This window comes from Streptomyces tyrfis (genome assembly GCF_037034285.1).
Taxonomy (GTDB): Bacteria; Actinomycetota; Actinomycetes; order Streptomycetales; family Streptomycetaceae; genus Streptomyces.
Genome location: NZ_JBAGJZ010000027.1, coordinates 21,326 through 37,577, shown reverse-complemented (window position 1 = coordinate 37,577; position 16,252 = coordinate 21,326). Strand labels below are relative to the sequence as shown.

The 16,252-nt window shown below is 73.4% G+C and carries 14 protein-coding genes; 2 read left to right on the top strand and 12 right to left on the bottom strand.

The annotated features are described in order from the left end of the window. Positions 1-153: 153 nt before the first annotated feature. From WA762_RS21145 to WA762_RS21090, 12 genes are all read right to left on the bottom strand, one after another. Complete coding sequence (locus WA762_RS21145) at positions 154-369, bottom strand: EF-hand domain-containing protein (RefSeq protein WP_335937495.1); 216 nt, start codon at positions 367-369, stop codon at positions 154-156. Positions 370-517: 148 nt separating this feature from the next. Next, the gene (locus WA762_RS21140; RefSeq protein ID WP_335937560.1) at positions 518-1,195 is read right to left on the bottom strand and encodes an ADP-ribosyltransferase; all 678 of its coding nucleotides are present in this window, start codon (positions 1,193-1,195) and stop codon (positions 518-520) included. A 194-nt stretch (positions 1,196-1,389) separates the two neighbouring features. Next, positions 1,390-2,580 carry a YncE family protein gene (locus WA762_RS21135; protein ID WP_335937494.1) on the bottom strand — a complete coding sequence of 397 codons (1,191 nt, stop codon included), beginning with the start codon at positions 2,578-2,580 and terminating at the stop codon, positions 1,390-1,392. Continuing rightward, positions 2,580-3,386 carry a polysaccharide deacetylase family protein gene (locus tag WA762_RS21130; protein ID WP_335937493.1) on the bottom strand — a complete coding sequence of 269 codons (807 nt, stop codon included), beginning with the start codon at positions 3,384-3,386 and terminating at the stop codon, positions 2,580-2,582. Before WA762_RS21130 ends, WA762_RS21135 begins: the two co-directional genes overlap by 1 nt. A gap of 380 nt (positions 3,387-3,766) precedes the next feature. Then, positions 3,767-4,282: an ATP-binding protein gene (locus WA762_RS21125; protein WP_335937492.1), complete on the bottom strand. Its 516-nt coding sequence runs from the start codon at positions 4,280-4,282 to the stop codon at positions 3,767-3,769. A gap of 249 nt (positions 4,283-4,531) precedes the next feature. Continuing rightward, on the bottom strand, positions 4,532-5,299 hold the full coding sequence (locus tag WA762_RS21120; RefSeq protein WP_335937491.1) for an enoyl-CoA hydratase/isomerase family protein: 768 nt from the start codon (positions 5,297-5,299) through the stop codon (positions 4,532-4,534). Positions 5,300-5,386: 87 nt separating this feature from the next. Next, entirely contained in the window at positions 5,387-6,634 is a 1,248-nt protein-coding gene (locus WA762_RS21115; RefSeq protein WP_335937490.1) for a L,D-transpeptidase, read from the bottom strand. Positions 6,635-6,811: 177 nt separating this feature from the next. Further along, the gene (locus WA762_RS21110; protein ID WP_335937489.1) at positions 6,812-8,038 is read right to left on the bottom strand and encodes a L,D-transpeptidase; all 1,227 of its coding nucleotides are present in this window, start codon (positions 8,036-8,038) and stop codon (positions 6,812-6,814) included. 205 nt (positions 8,039-8,243) lie between these two features. Next, entirely contained in the window at positions 8,244-8,894 is a 651-nt protein-coding gene (locus WA762_RS21105) for a response regulator transcription factor (RefSeq protein ID WP_335937488.1), read from the bottom strand. Positions 8,895-8,968: 74 nt separating this feature from the next. Continuing rightward, positions 8,969-10,243, bottom strand: a complete 1,275-nt coding sequence (locus tag WA762_RS21100; protein WP_335937487.1) for a sensor histidine kinase — start codon at positions 10,241-10,243, stop codon at positions 8,969-8,971. 92 nt (positions 10,244-10,335) lie between these two features. Next, positions 10,336-11,196, bottom strand: coding sequence for an ABC transporter permease (locus tag WA762_RS21095; RefSeq protein WP_335937486.1), 861 nt, complete (start codon positions 11,194-11,196; stop codon positions 10,336-10,338). 1 nt (position 11,197) lies between these two features. Next, complete coding sequence (locus WA762_RS21090) at positions 11,198-12,100, bottom strand: ABC transporter ATP-binding protein (protein ID WP_335937485.1); 903 nt, start codon at positions 12,098-12,100, stop codon at positions 11,198-11,200. 227 nt (positions 12,101-12,327) lie between these two features. Here WA762_RS21090 and WA762_RS21085 point away from each other — a divergent pair, with 227 nt between their 5' ends. Then, positions 12,328-14,253 (top strand): ABC transporter ATP-binding protein, encoded by a 1,926-nt coding sequence (locus tag WA762_RS21085; protein ID WP_335937484.1) that lies wholly within the window; start codon positions 12,328-12,330, stop codon positions 14,251-14,253. Next, on the top strand, positions 14,250-16,145 hold the full coding sequence (locus tag WA762_RS21080) for an ABC transporter ATP-binding protein (protein ID WP_335937483.1): 1,896 nt from the start codon (positions 14,250-14,252) through the stop codon (positions 16,143-16,145). Before WA762_RS21085 ends, WA762_RS21080 begins: the two co-directional genes overlap by 4 nt. Positions 16,146-16,252 lie beyond the last annotated feature (107 nt).

Here is a 16,252-nt window from a genome sequence, read left to right as displayed (position 1 = left end):
GCGGCGCCCGCCGGGGACGTTCGACGGGACGGCCCTCGGGCGAGGACGCCCGGCCGGTGCGGGGCCCCGGCGGCGGGTTCCCCGGCCGCGCCCCGGTCCGTCGCCCGGGAACGCCCCGACCCGAGGCGTTCGCCGTGGGCCGGGGCCGTGCCGTCAGCCCTTGTTCCGCGAGGCCCAGAACTCCTCGAACGTCAGCAGCCCGTCGCCGTTGGCGTCGTGGTCGTTGATGATGGCCTGGGCCACCGGCTCGGTGACGTGGGGGTCGCCGAGCTGAGCCATCACGCTCTTGTACTCGGCGGCCGATATCAGCCCGTCGCCGTTCAGATCGAACCGCTCGAACGCCTTGCGCGCCGACTCGATGTCCGCCACAGTTCCACCCTCCGTAATGCCTGACCGGTGCCAGGTCAGGGCCCGACCATGGCTGGTCAGTGCGTTCATGACGGGGGTCAGATCAACGGGCGTCCCCCGGGGACGGCGGCGGCCGGGCCGTCGCCCCCGGGCAGGCGGCCGGCGCGGCTCAGCGGCGCCACGGCTGGTAGTGCGGGTTGTCGACGCACTTGCTCATGATCTCGGTCTTGGTCGCCTGGTCGATCGGGCAGGCCCCGACGATGAACGCGCGGTCGACGCCGCCCGGGAAGGCGACCTCCACCTGGTCGGCGTACTTGTGGGTGTCTCCGATCGTCCCGTTCACGTCGACGCCGCCGGGGGCGTCGACGTAGTAGTTGAACGCGGCCTTCCACCGCTTGTAGAGGTCGTGGTCGTAGGTGGTGGAGACGAACGGCGAGGGCTGGTTGACCAGGACGTACTTCTCCACGTCGTACTGCCCGTAGGCGATGTCCCTGGCGTGGAAGCCCTCGTCGAAGATGGTCTCCGGACCCCGGCCGTCGGCCCGGTAGAGCTGGCGGCAGTCGTGCCGCCAGGCGGGCTTCGGGGTGATCCGGCCGATGTCGACGGGGTCGGCGGCGGCGAAGAGGCGGTCGGTGACGGCCGGACAGTCACCGGGCTTCAGCGCGGCCGCCGCGTGAGCCGCGGCGGCGGAGGAAGCGGGAACGGAGGCGGAGGAAGCGGAAACGGCGACGGAGGCGGCGGCGCGGGGCGCGGCGGGGGCGGCCTCGGTGGTGCCGGCCGGGAGCAGCGCCGCGGCCAGGGAGAGCGCGAGGACGGCGGCCCGGCGCCGCAGCAGGGAAGTGATCATCATGCGGATCACTCTCCCGGCCGGACGGCGCCCGGTCCGGGAGCATCATCCGATGGTGAGCGGGTCCGGAACGGAATTGACGGCTGGTCACGCACTCGCCGGTCAGCGCTCAGGGGTCAGCGGTCACGCCGATCACCGGTCAGCGGTCACGGGTCAGGGATCACCGGCCACAGCCCGCCCCGTCGTGCGGCGCGTCAGCGGAAGACGCCGGTGTGGCCGAGCGAGTAGCGTCCCGGCTGCGGGTAGACGGCGAGGCCGTGCGGGCCGCTGCCCACCGGGATCCGGGCGAGCTGCCTGCCGCCGACGGTGTCGATGGCGTACACCTCGGAGTTGTAGCGGCCGCTCAGCCAGAGGACCTTGCCGTCGGCCGAGACGCCTCCCATGTCCGGGCTGCCGCCGTTGGGCAGGCGCCACTTCTTCGTCAGCGCGCGCCGGGCGAAGTCGTAGACGGAGATGGTGCCCTCGCCCCGGTTGGAGACGTACATCTCCTTGGAGTCGCGGCTGACGTAGAGGCCGTGGGCGCCCTTGCCGGTGGGCAGCAGCTTCGGGGCGGTGAACTTCTTTCCGTCCAGCACCCACAGCCCGTTCGCGACCATGTCCGCGATGTAGAAGGTGCTGCCGTCCGGCGACAGCTTCACGTCCTGCGGCATCGCGCCGCGCACCGGGAGCCTCTGCTGTCCGACGATCTTCATCTCGGCGGTGTCGACCTTGAGGAGTTCGCCGGAGAACTCGCAGGAGACGATGAAGTACCGCCCGTCCGCGGAGAAGTCGGTGTGGTTGACCCCGGCGCAGCCGACCGGGACGGCCTTGACGAGTTTCATGGTGTGGGCGTCGCGGAAGGCCAGCTGTCGGTCCATCGAGGCCATCACCACGGCGTACTTGCCGTCCGGGGTGAAGTAGAGGTTGTACGGGTCGGAGACGGGCACCGGGGTGCCCACCTTGCCGGTGGCGGGGTCGATGGGCGTCAGGCTGTCGCCGAGGTCGTTGTTGACCCACAGGGTCTTCATGTCCCAGGAGGGGACGACGTGCTGGGGCTGGCGGCCGACCTTGATGGTCCTGATGACCTTGTACGTCGCGGGGTCGATCACGGACACCGTGTTGGAGTTGGTGTTGGGGACGTACACCCGGGACGGGAAGTCCTTGACGACCGGGGAGAGCTTCCCCGGCCGGTCCGCCGCGTAGACGTCCTCGGGGTCGAGCACCGGCGGCATTCCGGGCAGTCCCGGGGGCACGGCGGGCGCGACGCGCCCGGCGCCGGGGGGCTGGGCGGCCTCGCTGCCGACGGCCTCGACGTTCCCCTTCCCGCTGGGGGCGCCGCAGCCGGTGAGGACGGCGAGGAGGATGCCCCCGAGCAGGGCGACGGTGTGCTTGGTGGAGGGAAGCATCAGGTCAGCAGCTCCGTGGTCGTCACCGCGCGCAGTCGGCGGCGGTCGATTTCGGCGAGGAGGAGGGGCAGGGCGGCGACCGTGTCCGGGTAGCCGAAGTGCAGGCTCACCACCGATCCGTTGCGGATCTCCCCGGTCACCTTGCGGGTGACGGCCGCGGCGCCGGGAGAGGTGAAGTCGAGGGAGTCCACGTCGTAGGAGAGGACGTGCGGGTAGCCCGCCCGGGCGGCGAGCCGCCGGACGAGCGGGGTGGCGTCCCGGGTGCGCGAGGGACGGAACCAGGCGCCGATGGAGCCGGTGAGCCGCCGCAGGCGTTGGGCGCAGCCGGTGATCTCCGCGTACGCCTCGGCCTCGCCCAGCGCGGAGACGTCGAGGTGGTGCTGGGTGTGGTTGCCGAGGTCGTGCCCGCCGTCGAGGATGCGGCGGGCCATCTCGGGGTGCTCGTCGAGCCAGCTGCCGACGGCGAGGACGGTGACGCGGGCGTGGGCCCGTTCGGCCTCGGTGAGCGCGGTCCGGGCGAGGGCGGGGTCGCCCTGGCCGTGGAAGGTGAGCGCGACGCGGGGGCGGTCGCGGGGACCGTGGTCGATCTGGACCGGCTGCCCGGGGAAGCGGCGCGGCGGGGGCGCCTGGCGCGGGGCCGGCGGGTGGCCGGTCGCGGTGGCGGACGGCCTCGGGCCCGTCCCGGGGGCGGTGGCGCCGGCCGCGTCGCCGCGGTCCGCACAGCCGGCGGCGAGAGCGGCGAGCGCACCTCCCGCGCCCGCGCGCAGGGCGTCGCGGCGGCGCACCGGTCCGTCGGAGGCGTTCATGGGCAGAACGATAGGGGTGGAGCGGGCAGCGGAGGACAACCCTGACATCCGGGGAGCGCGAATGAAACTTTCAGCGAATCCCATAAATATTCATGCTTTTCCAGGCAAGTGACCCATCACACCTACGAATCATTGAGGATATGTAGGCGTATGCAAGGAAATGCACCTTTTGCACTTTTGGCCGCGAGGTCGCCCGTCTGCCATAGTCGTTGACACGACCGCGTTGACCCGAGCCAGGTCGTCACAAGCGGCCGTGACCACACCCCCCATGTCACGGCCCCCACACAGCGGCCCCCGCAGCGCCCACAAAGGCGAACCGGGGGCCGCTGTGCGTCCGGAACGTCCGGACCGGCGAACAGCGCGACGGCGGCCGGCGGCGCTCAGCGGTCGGAGGTGCGCATCTCGAACCAGGTGGTCTTGCCGCGCGGCAGCAGGTCCACCCCCCAGCGGTCCGACAGCTTGTCGACGAGGAACAGCCCGCGCCCGCTGACGTCCAGCTCGTGCACCGGCATCAGACAGGGCAGCCCGCGCGAGGGATCGCGCACCTCGACCCTGATCCAGCCGCGGCGGCGCAGCATGCGCAGCCCGAAGACCCGGGCGCCGGTGTGCCGTACCGCGTTGCCGACGAGCTCCGAGACGAGCAGCACGGCGTACTCCGCGAGCTGCGGGGAGAGCCCCCACTGCCGGGTCACCACGCAGAGGGCGAGCCGCCGCGCGGCGGCCGCGGACTCCGGACGTGAGGGCAGTCGCACCTCCCCGTCCGCCGGGTCGCCGTACAACTCCAGCGCCTTGAACGACTGTTCGTCCTCGCCGGTCGTCATCCAGCGCGCCGCCGCCGCACCCGCGTGCGGTCGCGGCTGTTCCACACCCTCCAGACCCGCCATGCACACCATCATGACCGCACTGTGGACACCCGGGGGCCGTTCCGGAGGAATCACCGCCCCGGAATGCAACAATCCGAAGAATTCGTCTGGCATATGCCATGGGCAGAATGCGGCCCGCGGCACCTGCCCCGACCTGCGAGAACACCGACACCAGACGGGATCGCCCGCTGCGGCGGTCGACCGGACTCCGGGATTCCACCGGGGTCCGGCCGACCGCCCGCACGGATGAACCGGCTTCGACAGCGGTCAACTGACGTCCGATCAGAGGAACTTGGCCTTGCCCGGGCCCTCCTCCACGAAGCTGCGCATGCCGCGTTCCCGGTCCTCGGTGGCGAACAGCCCGGCGAACCAGTTCCGTTCGATGGTGAGTCCGGTGTCGATGTCCGTCTCCAGCCCCGCGTCGACGGACTCCTTGGCGGCGCGCAGCGCCAGCGCCGGGCCCTTGGCCAGCGCGGCGGCCCAGGCACGGGCCTGCTCGTACACCTCGGCGGCGGGCGCCACCCGGTCCACCAGACCGATCGTCAGGGCCTCCTCCGCCCGCACATGACGGCCGGTGAAGATGAGGTCCTTGGCCCGGGAGGGGCCGACCAGCCGGGCCAGCCGCTGGGTGCCGCCCGCGCCGGGGATCAGCCCGAGCAGGATCTCGGGCTGGCCCAGCTTCGCGTTGTCGGCGGCGATCCGGAAGTCGGCGCAGAGCGCCAGTTCGCAGCCGCCGCCCAGCGCGTAGCCGGTGACGGCGGCGACGACCGGCTTGGGGATGCGGGCCACCGCGGTGAAGGCGTCCTGGAGCGCCTTGGACCGGACGACCATCGCCGCGTGGTCCATCTCCCGCATCTCCTTGATGTCCGCGCCCGCCGCGAACACCTTCTCGCCGCCGTAGAGGACCACGGCGCGCACGTCGTCGCGCCGGGTCGCCTCCTCGGCCAGTTCGCGCAGCCGGTCCTGGGTGGCGACGTCCAGGGCGTTCATGGGCGGGCGGTCCAGCCGGATGGTGCCGACGCCGTCGCTTGCTTCGAGGGTTACGGTCATGGGAGGCAGGTTAACCGGCGCTAACGACGGCGGGCCCGGTGCCGTTGGTCACAGCACCGGGCCCGCCCGCGTTCCGTCCGGCGGAGGCTACTTGGTCCACTCCGACCAGGGCATGTTCCAGCCGTTCAGGCCGTTGTCCGGCTGGATCGTCCTGTCGTGCGAGTTCTTCACGACCACCACGTCGCCGATGAGCGAGTTGTCGAAGAACCAGGCCGCCGGGGTCTTCCCGCTCCAGCCGCCGCGCACGTCCTGCAGGCCGACGCAGCCGTGGCTGGTGTTGGTGGCGCCGAAGATGCCGGAGCCGCCCCAGTAGTTGCCGTGGATGAAGGTGCCGGAGGTGGACAGCCGCATGGCGTGCGGGACGTCCTTGATGTCGTACTCGCCGCCGAAGCCGACGGTGTCCCCGTTCATCCGGGTCACCTTGAGCTTCTCGCTGATGACCATCTGGCCGTTGTACGTGGTGGTGGCCGGGGCGCCCGCCGAGATCGGGATGTCCTTGACCTGCCGGCCGTCGCGGACGACCTTCATCCGGTGCGTGCTCGCGTCGACGGTGCTGATCTGGCTGCGGCCGACGGTGAAGGTGACCGTCCTGCTCTGCTTGCCGTAGACGCCGGGGCGGCCCTCGACACCGTCGAGGTTGAGCTTGACGGTCACCTTGGTGCCGGGCGCCCAGTACTTCTCGGGGCGGAAGTCGAGGCGGTCGTTGCCGAACCAGTGGCCCTCGACCGGCACGGACGGCTCGGCCGTCACCTCGATGGCCTTCTCGACCGCCTCCGGGTCGGTGATGCCCCGGGTGAAGTTGATCGAGACGGGCATGCCGACGCCGACCGTGGAGCCGTCCTCCGGGGTGTACTGGCCGATGAAGGTGTTCTGCGGGACCAGCGTGGTGAAGCTGGTGTCCTTGGCCGACTCGCGGCCCTTCGCGTCCTCGGCCACGGCGTGCACGCGGTACTTGGTCGCGGCGGCCAGATGCCGGTCGGGCGTCCAGCTCGCGCCGTCGGCGGCGATCTTCCCCTCGACCTCGACGCCCTTGGGGTCGGAGACCTTGACCGTGGTCAGCTTCCCCTGCGCGGCGGAGATCTTCAGCACCCCGCTGGTGGCGACGGAGTCCGCCCCGTCCTTGGGCGCGACGCTCACCACGGCCTGCGAGGCGGCGGTGTCCTCGGCCGCGGCCCCGGCCTTTCCGGCCCGGCCCGTGCCGTCCGCGTCTCCCCCGCCGCACGCCGTCAGCGTCAGCAGCGCCCCCATGACCACGGCCAGCGGTGCGACGGCTCCACGCCCGCGCCGCCCGTTGCCCGTCCCGGCCGATGCCCCCGATATCGGCTGCCCGTTCAAGATGTTCGTCTCCCCTCGCACGGCTCGGCCCCGCCTGAGCCCTGGGGCCCACCGGCCCCGCCCCCGCGCGCCGCAAATGCGCGCTCCTCGAAAGATAATCACACCGATTACGGCGGCAAGACCCCTCGTCATGTCACCGTTCGGTGCCAAACCGCCCGTGCGCGCGGCCGCCGGGGGTCAGCGGAGGGCGGAACCGGCCTTCCACCGGGGCCAGCTCAGGTTCCAGCCGCCGAGCCCGTCGTCCGGGGCGACCGGCCTGCCCCGGGAGTTGACGACCTCGATCACGTCTCCGACGAGGGACCGGCCGAAGAACCAGCCGGCCGGGGTGTTCCCGCCGCCGCCCCGCACGTCGCTCAGCCCGATGGAGCCCCGGCTGACGTCGGTCCTGCCGAACACCCCCTTGTCCGACCAGTAGTCGCCGTGCAGGAACAGCCCGGAGCCGGTGAGCCGCAACGCGTGCGGGACGTCCGCGACGCCCCGGGGACCGGCGAGGCCGGCCGCGCCGCCGTCCATCCGCGTCTCGTCGAGCATCTCGCTCACCACCAGCGTGCCGGCGTACGTGTCCGCGCCCCGGCGTCCGGCCGTGACCGGGACCGTGGCGACGAGCTGGCCGTCCCGGCGGACCTCCATGGTGTGCGCGGCCACGTCGACCCGGGACGTCTGGGAACGCCCCACGGTGAAGACGACCGTCCGGTTCTCGTCCCCGTACACGCCCGGCGCACCCCGCACGTCCCGCAGGTCCGCCGCGACGGCGACCCGGGTGCCCGGCGCCCAGTAGCGGGCGGGGCGCAGGTCGAGGCGGGCATCGCCGAACCAGTGCCCCGCCACCTCGACGGTGGGCACGGTGGTCACCCTGATGGCCCGTTCCACGGCGGCGCGGTCGCGGACCGGCCGGTCGAAGCGGACGGAGACGATCGCTCCGGTGCCGACGGTGGACCGGTTCTCCGGGGTGAGGCGGCCGGTGAAGCGGTGGGCGGGGGCCGCCGTGGTGAAGGCGGTGCGGCGGGCGGTGTGACGCCCGGCGGCGTCCACCATGACCGCGTCGACCCGGTAGGCCGCGGCGAGCCCGAGCGCCGCCCGCTCCCCCGTCGGCCTCCAGGAACGGCCGTCGCGCGCGATCCGGCCCGGCACCTCCTGGCGGCGGGCGTCCTCGATCCGCGCGACCCGGACGCTCACCAGCCGCCCCCGCCCCTCCCGGACCCGCACCTCCACCTGTGCGTCCGGCCGGACGTCCCGGGCCCCGTCGCGGGGGCTGACCTCGATCGCGTCCCGCGCGGAGCGGGCCGGGCCGCCGAGGGCCGGGGGGAGGCTCGCGCAGCCGCTCAGCACGGCCGGTGCGGCGAGGAGCACCGCCCGGGCCAGCACGGCGGCGGAGCCCGCCGCCCTCTTCGCCACATGGTTCACGTCCCGCCCAACGACGGGTCCGCCCGGGGGCAACGAACGGGCGGGCGGACGGATGACCCCGCGCCGCGCGGGCGAGCCCGTCGTCGGGCGGGATGCGCGGGCGTGCCCGGGCGGGCGGCCCCTGCGCTCCGACGGGTGGGAGGCACGCCCGTCGGCGGGCGCGCCCGGAGGCCGGTGCGGGCGGCGCGCGCGCCGGCGCCCCGCGTCAGCCGAGGATGCCTCGGTCGTAGCCGATCGCCACGGCGGCGGCCCGGTCCTTGGCCCCGAGCTTGGCGAAGACATGGGTGAGATGGGTCTTCACGGTGGCCTCGCTGATGAACAGCTCGGCGGCGATCGCCCGGTTCGAGGTGCCCTTGGCGACGAGTGCGAGCACCTCGCGCTCCCGGGCCGACAGCGCTTCGCCGTCCGGCGCGGACGGGGTGCGCACCCGGGAGACCAGACGGGAGGCGACGGCGGGCGAGAGGACGGTGCGGCCGTCGGCGGCGGCCCGGACGGCGTTGAACAGCTCGTCGCGGGGCGCGTCCTTGAGCAGATAGCCGGTCGCGCCCGCCTCGATCGCGGGCAGGGTGTCGGAGTCGGTGTCGTACGTGGTCAGGACGAGCACCCGGGCCCGGGCGCCGCGCCGGGTGAGCTCCGCGATCGCGTCGACCCCGCCGCCGCCCGGCATCCGCAGGTCCATCAGCACCACGTCCGGGTCGAGCCGGGCCACCAGGTCGACGCCGGCCACGCCGTCCGCCGCCTCCCCCAGCACCCGGAAGCCGGGCGCCGACTCGAACATGCCGCGCAGACCGTCCCGTACGACGGGATGGTCGTCGACGACGACGAGCGAGATGACGCGTGCGGGATCCTCAGTCATGGCGGATCCACCGTAGTCGATGGCCAGGGCGGATCCGCCGTGGCGGACGGCCGTGGCCGATCCGCCGCGGCCGGTCAGCATCCGCCCCGGACCAGGGGCACCAGGGCGCGGACCGCGGTGCCCCGGCCCGGTTCCGTCTCCACCTCGACGGTGCCCGCGACGCGTTCGGCCCGGGCCCGCATCCCGCCGAGTCCGAAGCCGCCCATGCCGTCGCGGGGCCGCGGGGCGGCCGGGTCGAAGCCGCGGCCGTCGTCCCGTACGTCCAGGCTGAGTTCGTCGTCCATGAACGACAGGGTGAGGCCGACCCGTGAGGCCCCGGCGTGGCGGCCAGCGTTGGCGAGGGCCTCCTCGGCGATCCGGAGCAGGGTGGCGGCGATCTCGTCGTGGACCGGTTCGGCGGTGCCGGTGACGGTGAACTCGGCCCGGACGCCGTGCCGTTCGGTCCAGTCGTCGACCGTCTTGCGCAGCGCGCCGGGCAGGTCGTCGTGGACCAGCGCGGCCGGGACCAGGTCGTGGACCGAGCGGCGTGCCTCGCCGAGGCTGTGCCGGGCCAGCGCGGTCGCCCGGTCGAGGTGGCGGCGGGCCAGCTCCGGGTCGGCGTCGGTGACCGAGGCGACCACCTGGAGCTGGGCGATGATGCCGGTCAGCCCCTGGGCGAGGGTGTCGTGGATCTCGGCGGCGAGCCGCCGCCGTTCGTCCGCGACCCCCGCCTCCCGTGCCTGGACGAGGAGTTGGGCGTGCAGGCCCGCGTTCTCGGCGAGGGCCTGTTCGAGGCGGGCGTTGGCGGACTCCAGCGCGGTGATGGTGTCGGACTGGGCGCGGGCGTGGGCGGCCTCCCGGTCGCCGATCTGGGCGAAGACCATGGTCAGCGCCGCGTGCACGACGAAGAGGATGCCGAAGGCCGCCCAGTTCTCGGGGCCGTCCGGGGGGAGGCCGCCGCACTGGGCGCCGGCCAGGATGACGGCGGTGGCCAGCAGCCCGGGGCGGACGGCCCGCTCGGGCAGCAGCCGCACGGTGTCGAAGTAGCCGATCACGGCGTAGATGGAGAAGAACGGGTTGCACCAGCTCAGCGCCAGGGCCAGCAGCGTGCGCACGCCGAAGTGGACCGCCGCCCGGCGCGATCCCGCCGGGGCCGCGGGACCGATCCGCCCCCATCGGAGCTGGAGGGCGACCGCCGCCGGGACGAGCACGGCGGCGGTGTACACCTCCGACCGGGACATGATCTCCCCGGCGGTCACCGCCGAGATCGCCGTGCCCAGCGCGAGCAGGCCGTACGGCCCGTACCGGAAGAAGCGCTCCCACCACTGCGCCACCGTCGGTCCGGTCGGCCGCGTTCTCCTCGTGTCCATGAGGGAAGTGTGTCCGGAGAACCGCCCCGGCGGGTCGGAGAGGTGCGCCGGTGCGCGACGCGCGGTCACGGACGGGGCGTGCCCGGGAGCGTTCATTCCCATCGGAACAGACGGGTCGCCAGCCGGGCCGTCAGCGCGGTCCACAGCAGGACCACGCCCAGGTGGATCCAGCCGGGCCAGCCGCCGGACGCCGCCCGGTCCAGCGCCTGGGAGGCCGCGCCGAACGGGGTGGCCTCGACGATGCGGCGCAGGGTGTCCGGCATGGTCTGCACCGGGATCCACACCCCGGCGGTGAACATCATCACCAGGTAGACGACCGACCCGACGGCGGCGGACGCCTTGGCGGTGCGGGAGAGCGCGGAGAGCAGCGCGCCGATGGCGAGCACGCCCGCGACCGCCAGGAGCAGGGCCAGGGCGTAGCCGAACGGCTGCTTCGGCAGCCGTACGTCGAACGCCGCCCGGCCGACGGCCAGGACCAGCGCGGCGGAGCCGAGGGCGGCGGCGCCGTGCAGCGCGATCTGCGCGGTGAGCAGGGCGGACGGCCGGACCGGGGTGGTCGACAGACGGCGCAGGATGCCGCGTTCCCGGTAGCTGGTGAGGACGGGCGGCATGGCCTGGAGCCCGGCCATGATCATGGCGAGCAGCACCGCGACGGGGACGTAGAGGTCGATGACGCGGCGGCCGCCGAGCGCGTCGTCGGGTTCCCGGAAGGACGGGATCAGGCCGAGGATCGTCATCAGCGCGGCCGGGAAGACGAGGACCCAGAACAGGCTGCCGGGTTCCCGGAGGAAGAGGCGTGTCTCGGCCCGCAGGACGGCGGCCCACGGGGTGGCGGCCCCATCCGCCCGGCCGGGGCCGGCCGTGCGGGACGCGGCGTGGGCGTCCGCGCGGGTCGGGGCGTGGGCGTCCGCTCCGGTGGAGTGCGCCGCGCCGGTCGGGTTCGTCGTGGTCATCTCAAGCCACCCGTTCTGTGAGGTCGAGGTAGGCGTCGTCGAGGGTCGCCTCGGAGACGCGGAGCTGATGTGCGGTGACGCGGTGGCGGGCCAGCAGCGAGATCACCGCGTTGACCGTCTCGTCGCTGCCGTGGATGACGATCCGTCCGTCCTTGTGCTCCACGCCGGCCGCCCCGGGCAGCGCGTCGAGTTCGGCGCCGTCGAGGGGCCGGGAGGGCGTGAAGGAGATGACCGTGCCGCCGTCGGCCCTGCGGATCAGCCCGGACGGGGTGTCGAGGGCGACCACCTCGCCCCTGTCGATGACGGCGACGCGGTCGCAGAGGTGCCGGGCCTCCTCCATGAAGTGGGTGACCAGCAGGACCGTCACGCCGCTGTCGCGCACGTCCTCGATGAGCTTCCAGGTGTCCCGGCGGGCGCGCGGGTCGAGGCCGGTGGTCAGCTCGTCGAGGACCACGATCCTTGGGCTGCCGACCAGGGCGAGCGCGATGGACAGCCGCTGCTTCTGGCCGCCGGACAGCTTGCCGAACCGGGTGTCGTACGAGGTGTGCAGGCCCAGGCGTTCGGCGAGGGCGCGCCAGTCGGCGGGGTCGGGGTGGAAGGCGCTGTACAGCTCCAGCGCCTCGGCCACGGTGATCTTCGGCTGGAGTTCGCTCTCCTGGAGCTGGGCGCCGAGCAGCCGGGTCACCCGGCCGTGGTCGGCGACCGGGTCGAGACCGGCGACGCGGACCCTGCCCGCGTCGGGGACCCGCAGCCCCTCGACGCATTCGACGGTGGTGGTCTTGCCCGCGCCGTTGGGGCCGAGGATGCCGAAGATCTCCCCCTCCTCGACGGCGAGGTCGATCCCGTTCACCGCGGGCCGTCCGCCGTACGCCTTGCGCAGGCCGCTGACTTCGATGATTGCCATGGCACGAGGATCACGGCGGAGGGGGCCGCCCCACCATCGTCCATCGCGCTCGAAGACGCATCGTCCGATCGGTTGACCCCCGGGTACGACCCGGGGTTACGGCCCGGGCTCACGCCCCGGGGGGCGGACCGCTCATCCGTCCGGCCGCGGGTGCGGACGCCCCGTCAGCGGCCGTCGGCCGAAAACCACATGAACGATGTCACCGGTGAACCGTAGGCTCGCGTGTGATGCCCGAAAAACACACACCCCCCGAGGGCCGGTCCGCCGTACGCTCCCTGCTGCGTCTGTGGCCCTATGTCAAGCCGGTACGGCACCGCCTGGCCTGCGCCGCCGTGGTCGCCGTCGCCGCGTCCTGCATCGGTCTGGTCATCCCGCTGGTCCTGAAGTGGATGGTGGACGGGCCGGTGGCGGACCGGGACCCGGGCGGGGTGTGGCTCGGGGCGTTGTACCTGCTGTTGCTGGGCGTCGCCGAGGCGGGGCTCTTCGGGGTGCGGCGCTGGCTGGTGGCCCGTCCGCTGGCCGGGGTGGAGGCCGCGATGCGCGCCGATCTGTACCGCCATCTCCAGCGGCTGCCGGTGGCGTTCCACGACCGCTGGCCGTCCGGGCAGTTGCTCTCGCGCGGGACCACGGACCTGATGCTGCTGCGCATGTTCCTGGCCTTCCCGTTGACGTTCCTGCTGGTCAACGGGGTGACGATCCTGGCCGGTTTCGTCATTCTGCTGATGCAGCAGTGGACGCTGGGCCTGGTGCTGCTGGTCCCGGTGGTGCCGCTGATGATCGTCTGCTCGGTCTTCGAGACGAAGTACGCGCTCGTGGCGCGCAGGGCCCAGGACCAGGTCGGCGACCTGACCACGGTGGTCGAGGAGAGCGTGCTGGGCATCCGCATCGTCAAGGGCTTCGGCCGGCACCGCAGCCAGGCCCGCGCGTTCCGCGCCCTCTCCGAGCGACTGCGCGGCACGGAGCTGAGCAAGGCGCGGCTGCTCGCGGCCATCTGGGCGGTCATCACCACGATCCCCGAGCTGGCGATCGGGGCGGCGCTGGTGCTGGGCACGGTCCAGGTCGCGGACGGCGGGCTGTCGGCGGGCACCCTGGTCGCCTTCCTCTCCACGGCGCTCGCGCTGCGGTGGCCGATCGAGTCGATCGGCTTCCTGCTGGCGATGAGCCAGGAGTCGGCGACGGCGACCGAGCGGTTCTTCGAGGTGATGGACGTGGCGGAGGAGGCGGACGCCCCGACGAACGCGCACACACCGGACGCCCCGGTGGCCCCGGTGAGCCCGGACGCCCCGGTGGCCCCGGCCGCAGCACTCGCCGTCGTCGCGTCCCCCGCCGCGTCCCCTGTCGCGGCCGTGCCCACTGCGACGGACACGCGTGCCGCCGCCTCCGGCGGGATGGTGTTCGACGGGGTGGAGTTCCGCTACCCCGACGCGGCCCCCGGCTCCGCGCCCGTGCTCGCCCGGATCGACCTCCGCGTCCGCCCCGGCGAGACGATGGCCCTGGTCGGGGCCACGGGTTCCGGGAAGACGACGCTGACCGCCCTGGTGCCCCGGCTCTACGACGCCACCGCCGGGCGGATCCTGCTCGACGGCAGGGATGTCACCGCCATGCCGCGTCAGGAGCTGCGCGGTCTGGTGTCGGTGGCCTTCGAGGAGCCCACGCTGTTCTCCACGACCGTCGGGGAGAACGTCCTGATGGGCGCCGAGGACGCCGGACCGGAGGAGTTGCGCCGGGCGCTCGCGGTCGCGCAGGCCGGTTTCGTGCACGACCTGCCCGACGGCGCCGGCACCCAGGTGGGCGAGCAGGGGCTCAGCCTCTCCGGCGGGCAGCGGCAACGGCTGGCGCTGGCCCGTGCCGTGGTCGGCCGCCCGCGCTTCCTGGTGCTGGACGACCCGCTCTCCGCGCTGGACGTGCACACGGAGGCGCTGGTGGAGGCCGCGCTGCGGCAGGTGCTGGCGGACACGACGGCGATCGTGGTCGCGCACCGGCCGTCCACGGTGATGCTCGCGGACCGGGTGGCGCTGCTCTCCGGCGGCCGGATCGCCGCGGTCGGCACCCATCAGGAACTGCTGCGCGACAGCGCCGAGTACGCCTGGCTGATGTCGGGCGCCGACGACCCGGCACAGGACGCCCCCGCCGAGAAGGGCCGCACCCGATGACCAGCACGACGACCGGCCCCACCGATCACCACGGCGGTCGGCACGACGACCGCCACGACGACCGGCAGTCCCCCGAGGGCCCGTCCCCCGCCGCCGGCGGCGGTGACGCGTTCGACCGCGACGACCTGCCCACCCCGCCGGGCGCGACCCGTGCCCTGCTGCTGTCGCTGCTCCGGCCGCACCGGATCCGGGTGCTGGTGTCGGCGCTGTGTCTGCTGGTCCAGCAGGCGGCGGTGCAGGCGGGCCCGCTGCTCGTCGCGTACGCCATCGACACCGGGGTGCCCGCCTTCCGGAACGCGGACCACGGACCGCTGATCGCGGTGGCCGTCGGGTACGCGCTGTGCTCCGCCGTCTCGGGCGCCATGCAGTACGCGTTCATCGTGGTCTCCGCGCGGGTCAACCAGGACGTGCTGCTCGACCTGCGCGGGCGGATCTTCCGGCACGCGCAGGCGCTGAGCGTGGACTTCCACGAGCGCTACACCTCGGGCCGGCTGATCTCCCGTTCCACCACGGACGTGGAGTCGCTGCGGGAGCTGCTCAGCGAGGGCCTGCAGGAACTCATCAACGTGATCCTGTCGTTCGTCGCCATCTCGCTGATGCTGCTCTGGCTGGACTTCGGTCTGGGCGCGGTGGCGGTGCTCTCCTTCGTGCCGCTGTATCTGCTGGTACGGGTCTACCAGCGGCGGGCCGGGGCTCTCTACGGGCAGCGGTCGACGGCGATCGCCGCGGTCATCGTGAAGTTCGCCGAGTCGATGAACGGCATCCGCCCGGTCCAGGCGTTCCGGCGCGAACGCGTCAACGACGCGCACTTCGAGGAGCTCAACAGCGCGCACCGGTGGTCGAACGGCGGCGCGATGCTGGAGATGGCGCGCTATGTCGTCGGCTCCCGGCTGGTCGCCAACACGGCGGTCGCGGGGATCGTGCTGTGGGGCGCGTACCGGGTGGCATCGGGCACGCTGGCGCTCGGGGTGCTGGCCGCGTCCGTGCTCTATCTGCGGCGGCTGTACGACCCGATCGACCGGCTGGGCATGTTCCTCAACTCCTACCAGTCGGCGGCGGCCTCGCTGGCGAAGATCGCCGGTCTGCTGGCGCAGACCCCGTCCGTTCCCGAGCCGTCGCACCCCCGGGAGCTGCCCGCGCTCGCGGGCGGACTCCCGGGCCGCGAGGTGGTCTTCGACTCGGTGCGCTTCGCCTACCGCACGGGCGGCGAGGTGCTGCCGCGCTTCGATCTGAAGATCCCGGCGGGCCAGACCGTGGCCGTGGTGGGGTCGACGGGCGCGGGCAAGTCGACGCTCGCCAAGCTGCTGGCCCGCTTCTACGACCCGTCCCAGGGCCGGGTGCTGCTCGACGGGGCGGATCTGCGGGAGCTGTCCGTGCCCGAGCTGCGCCGGGGCGTGGTGATGGTGACGCAGGAGGCGTTCCTGTTCTCGGGGACGGTCGCGGAGAACATCGCGATCGGCAGGCCGGACGCGACCCGTGAGGAGATCGAGCGGGCTGCCGAGGCGATCGGCGCGCACGAGTTCATCACCGGCCTGCCGGACGGGTACGACACGGACGTACGCAAACGCGGCGGCCGGATCTCGGCCGGACAGCGCCAACTGGTGGCGTTCGCCCGTGCGTTGCTGGCCGACCCGTCGGTGCTGATCCTGGACGAGGCGACGAGTTCGCTGGACGTCCCCGGCGAACGGGCGGTGCAGCGCGCCATGGACACGGTGCTGCGCGGCCGTACGGCGGTGGTGATCGCCCACCGGCTGTCGACCGTGGAGATCGCGGACCGGGTGCTGGTGATGGAGCACGGCCGCATCGTCGAGGACGGCACCCCGGACGAACTCATCGCCGGCGCGGGCAGGTTCGCGGGCCTGCACCGGGCGTGGCGGGAGAGCCTGGCGTGACGACGCCCGCTCCGGGATCCGCACGGTCGATCGCTCACGAAGCCGCGCCCGCTGCCCCCGTGTCGTCGGGCGGCCCTCGGCCCGCGCGGCTCCGCCACACGGAGTCC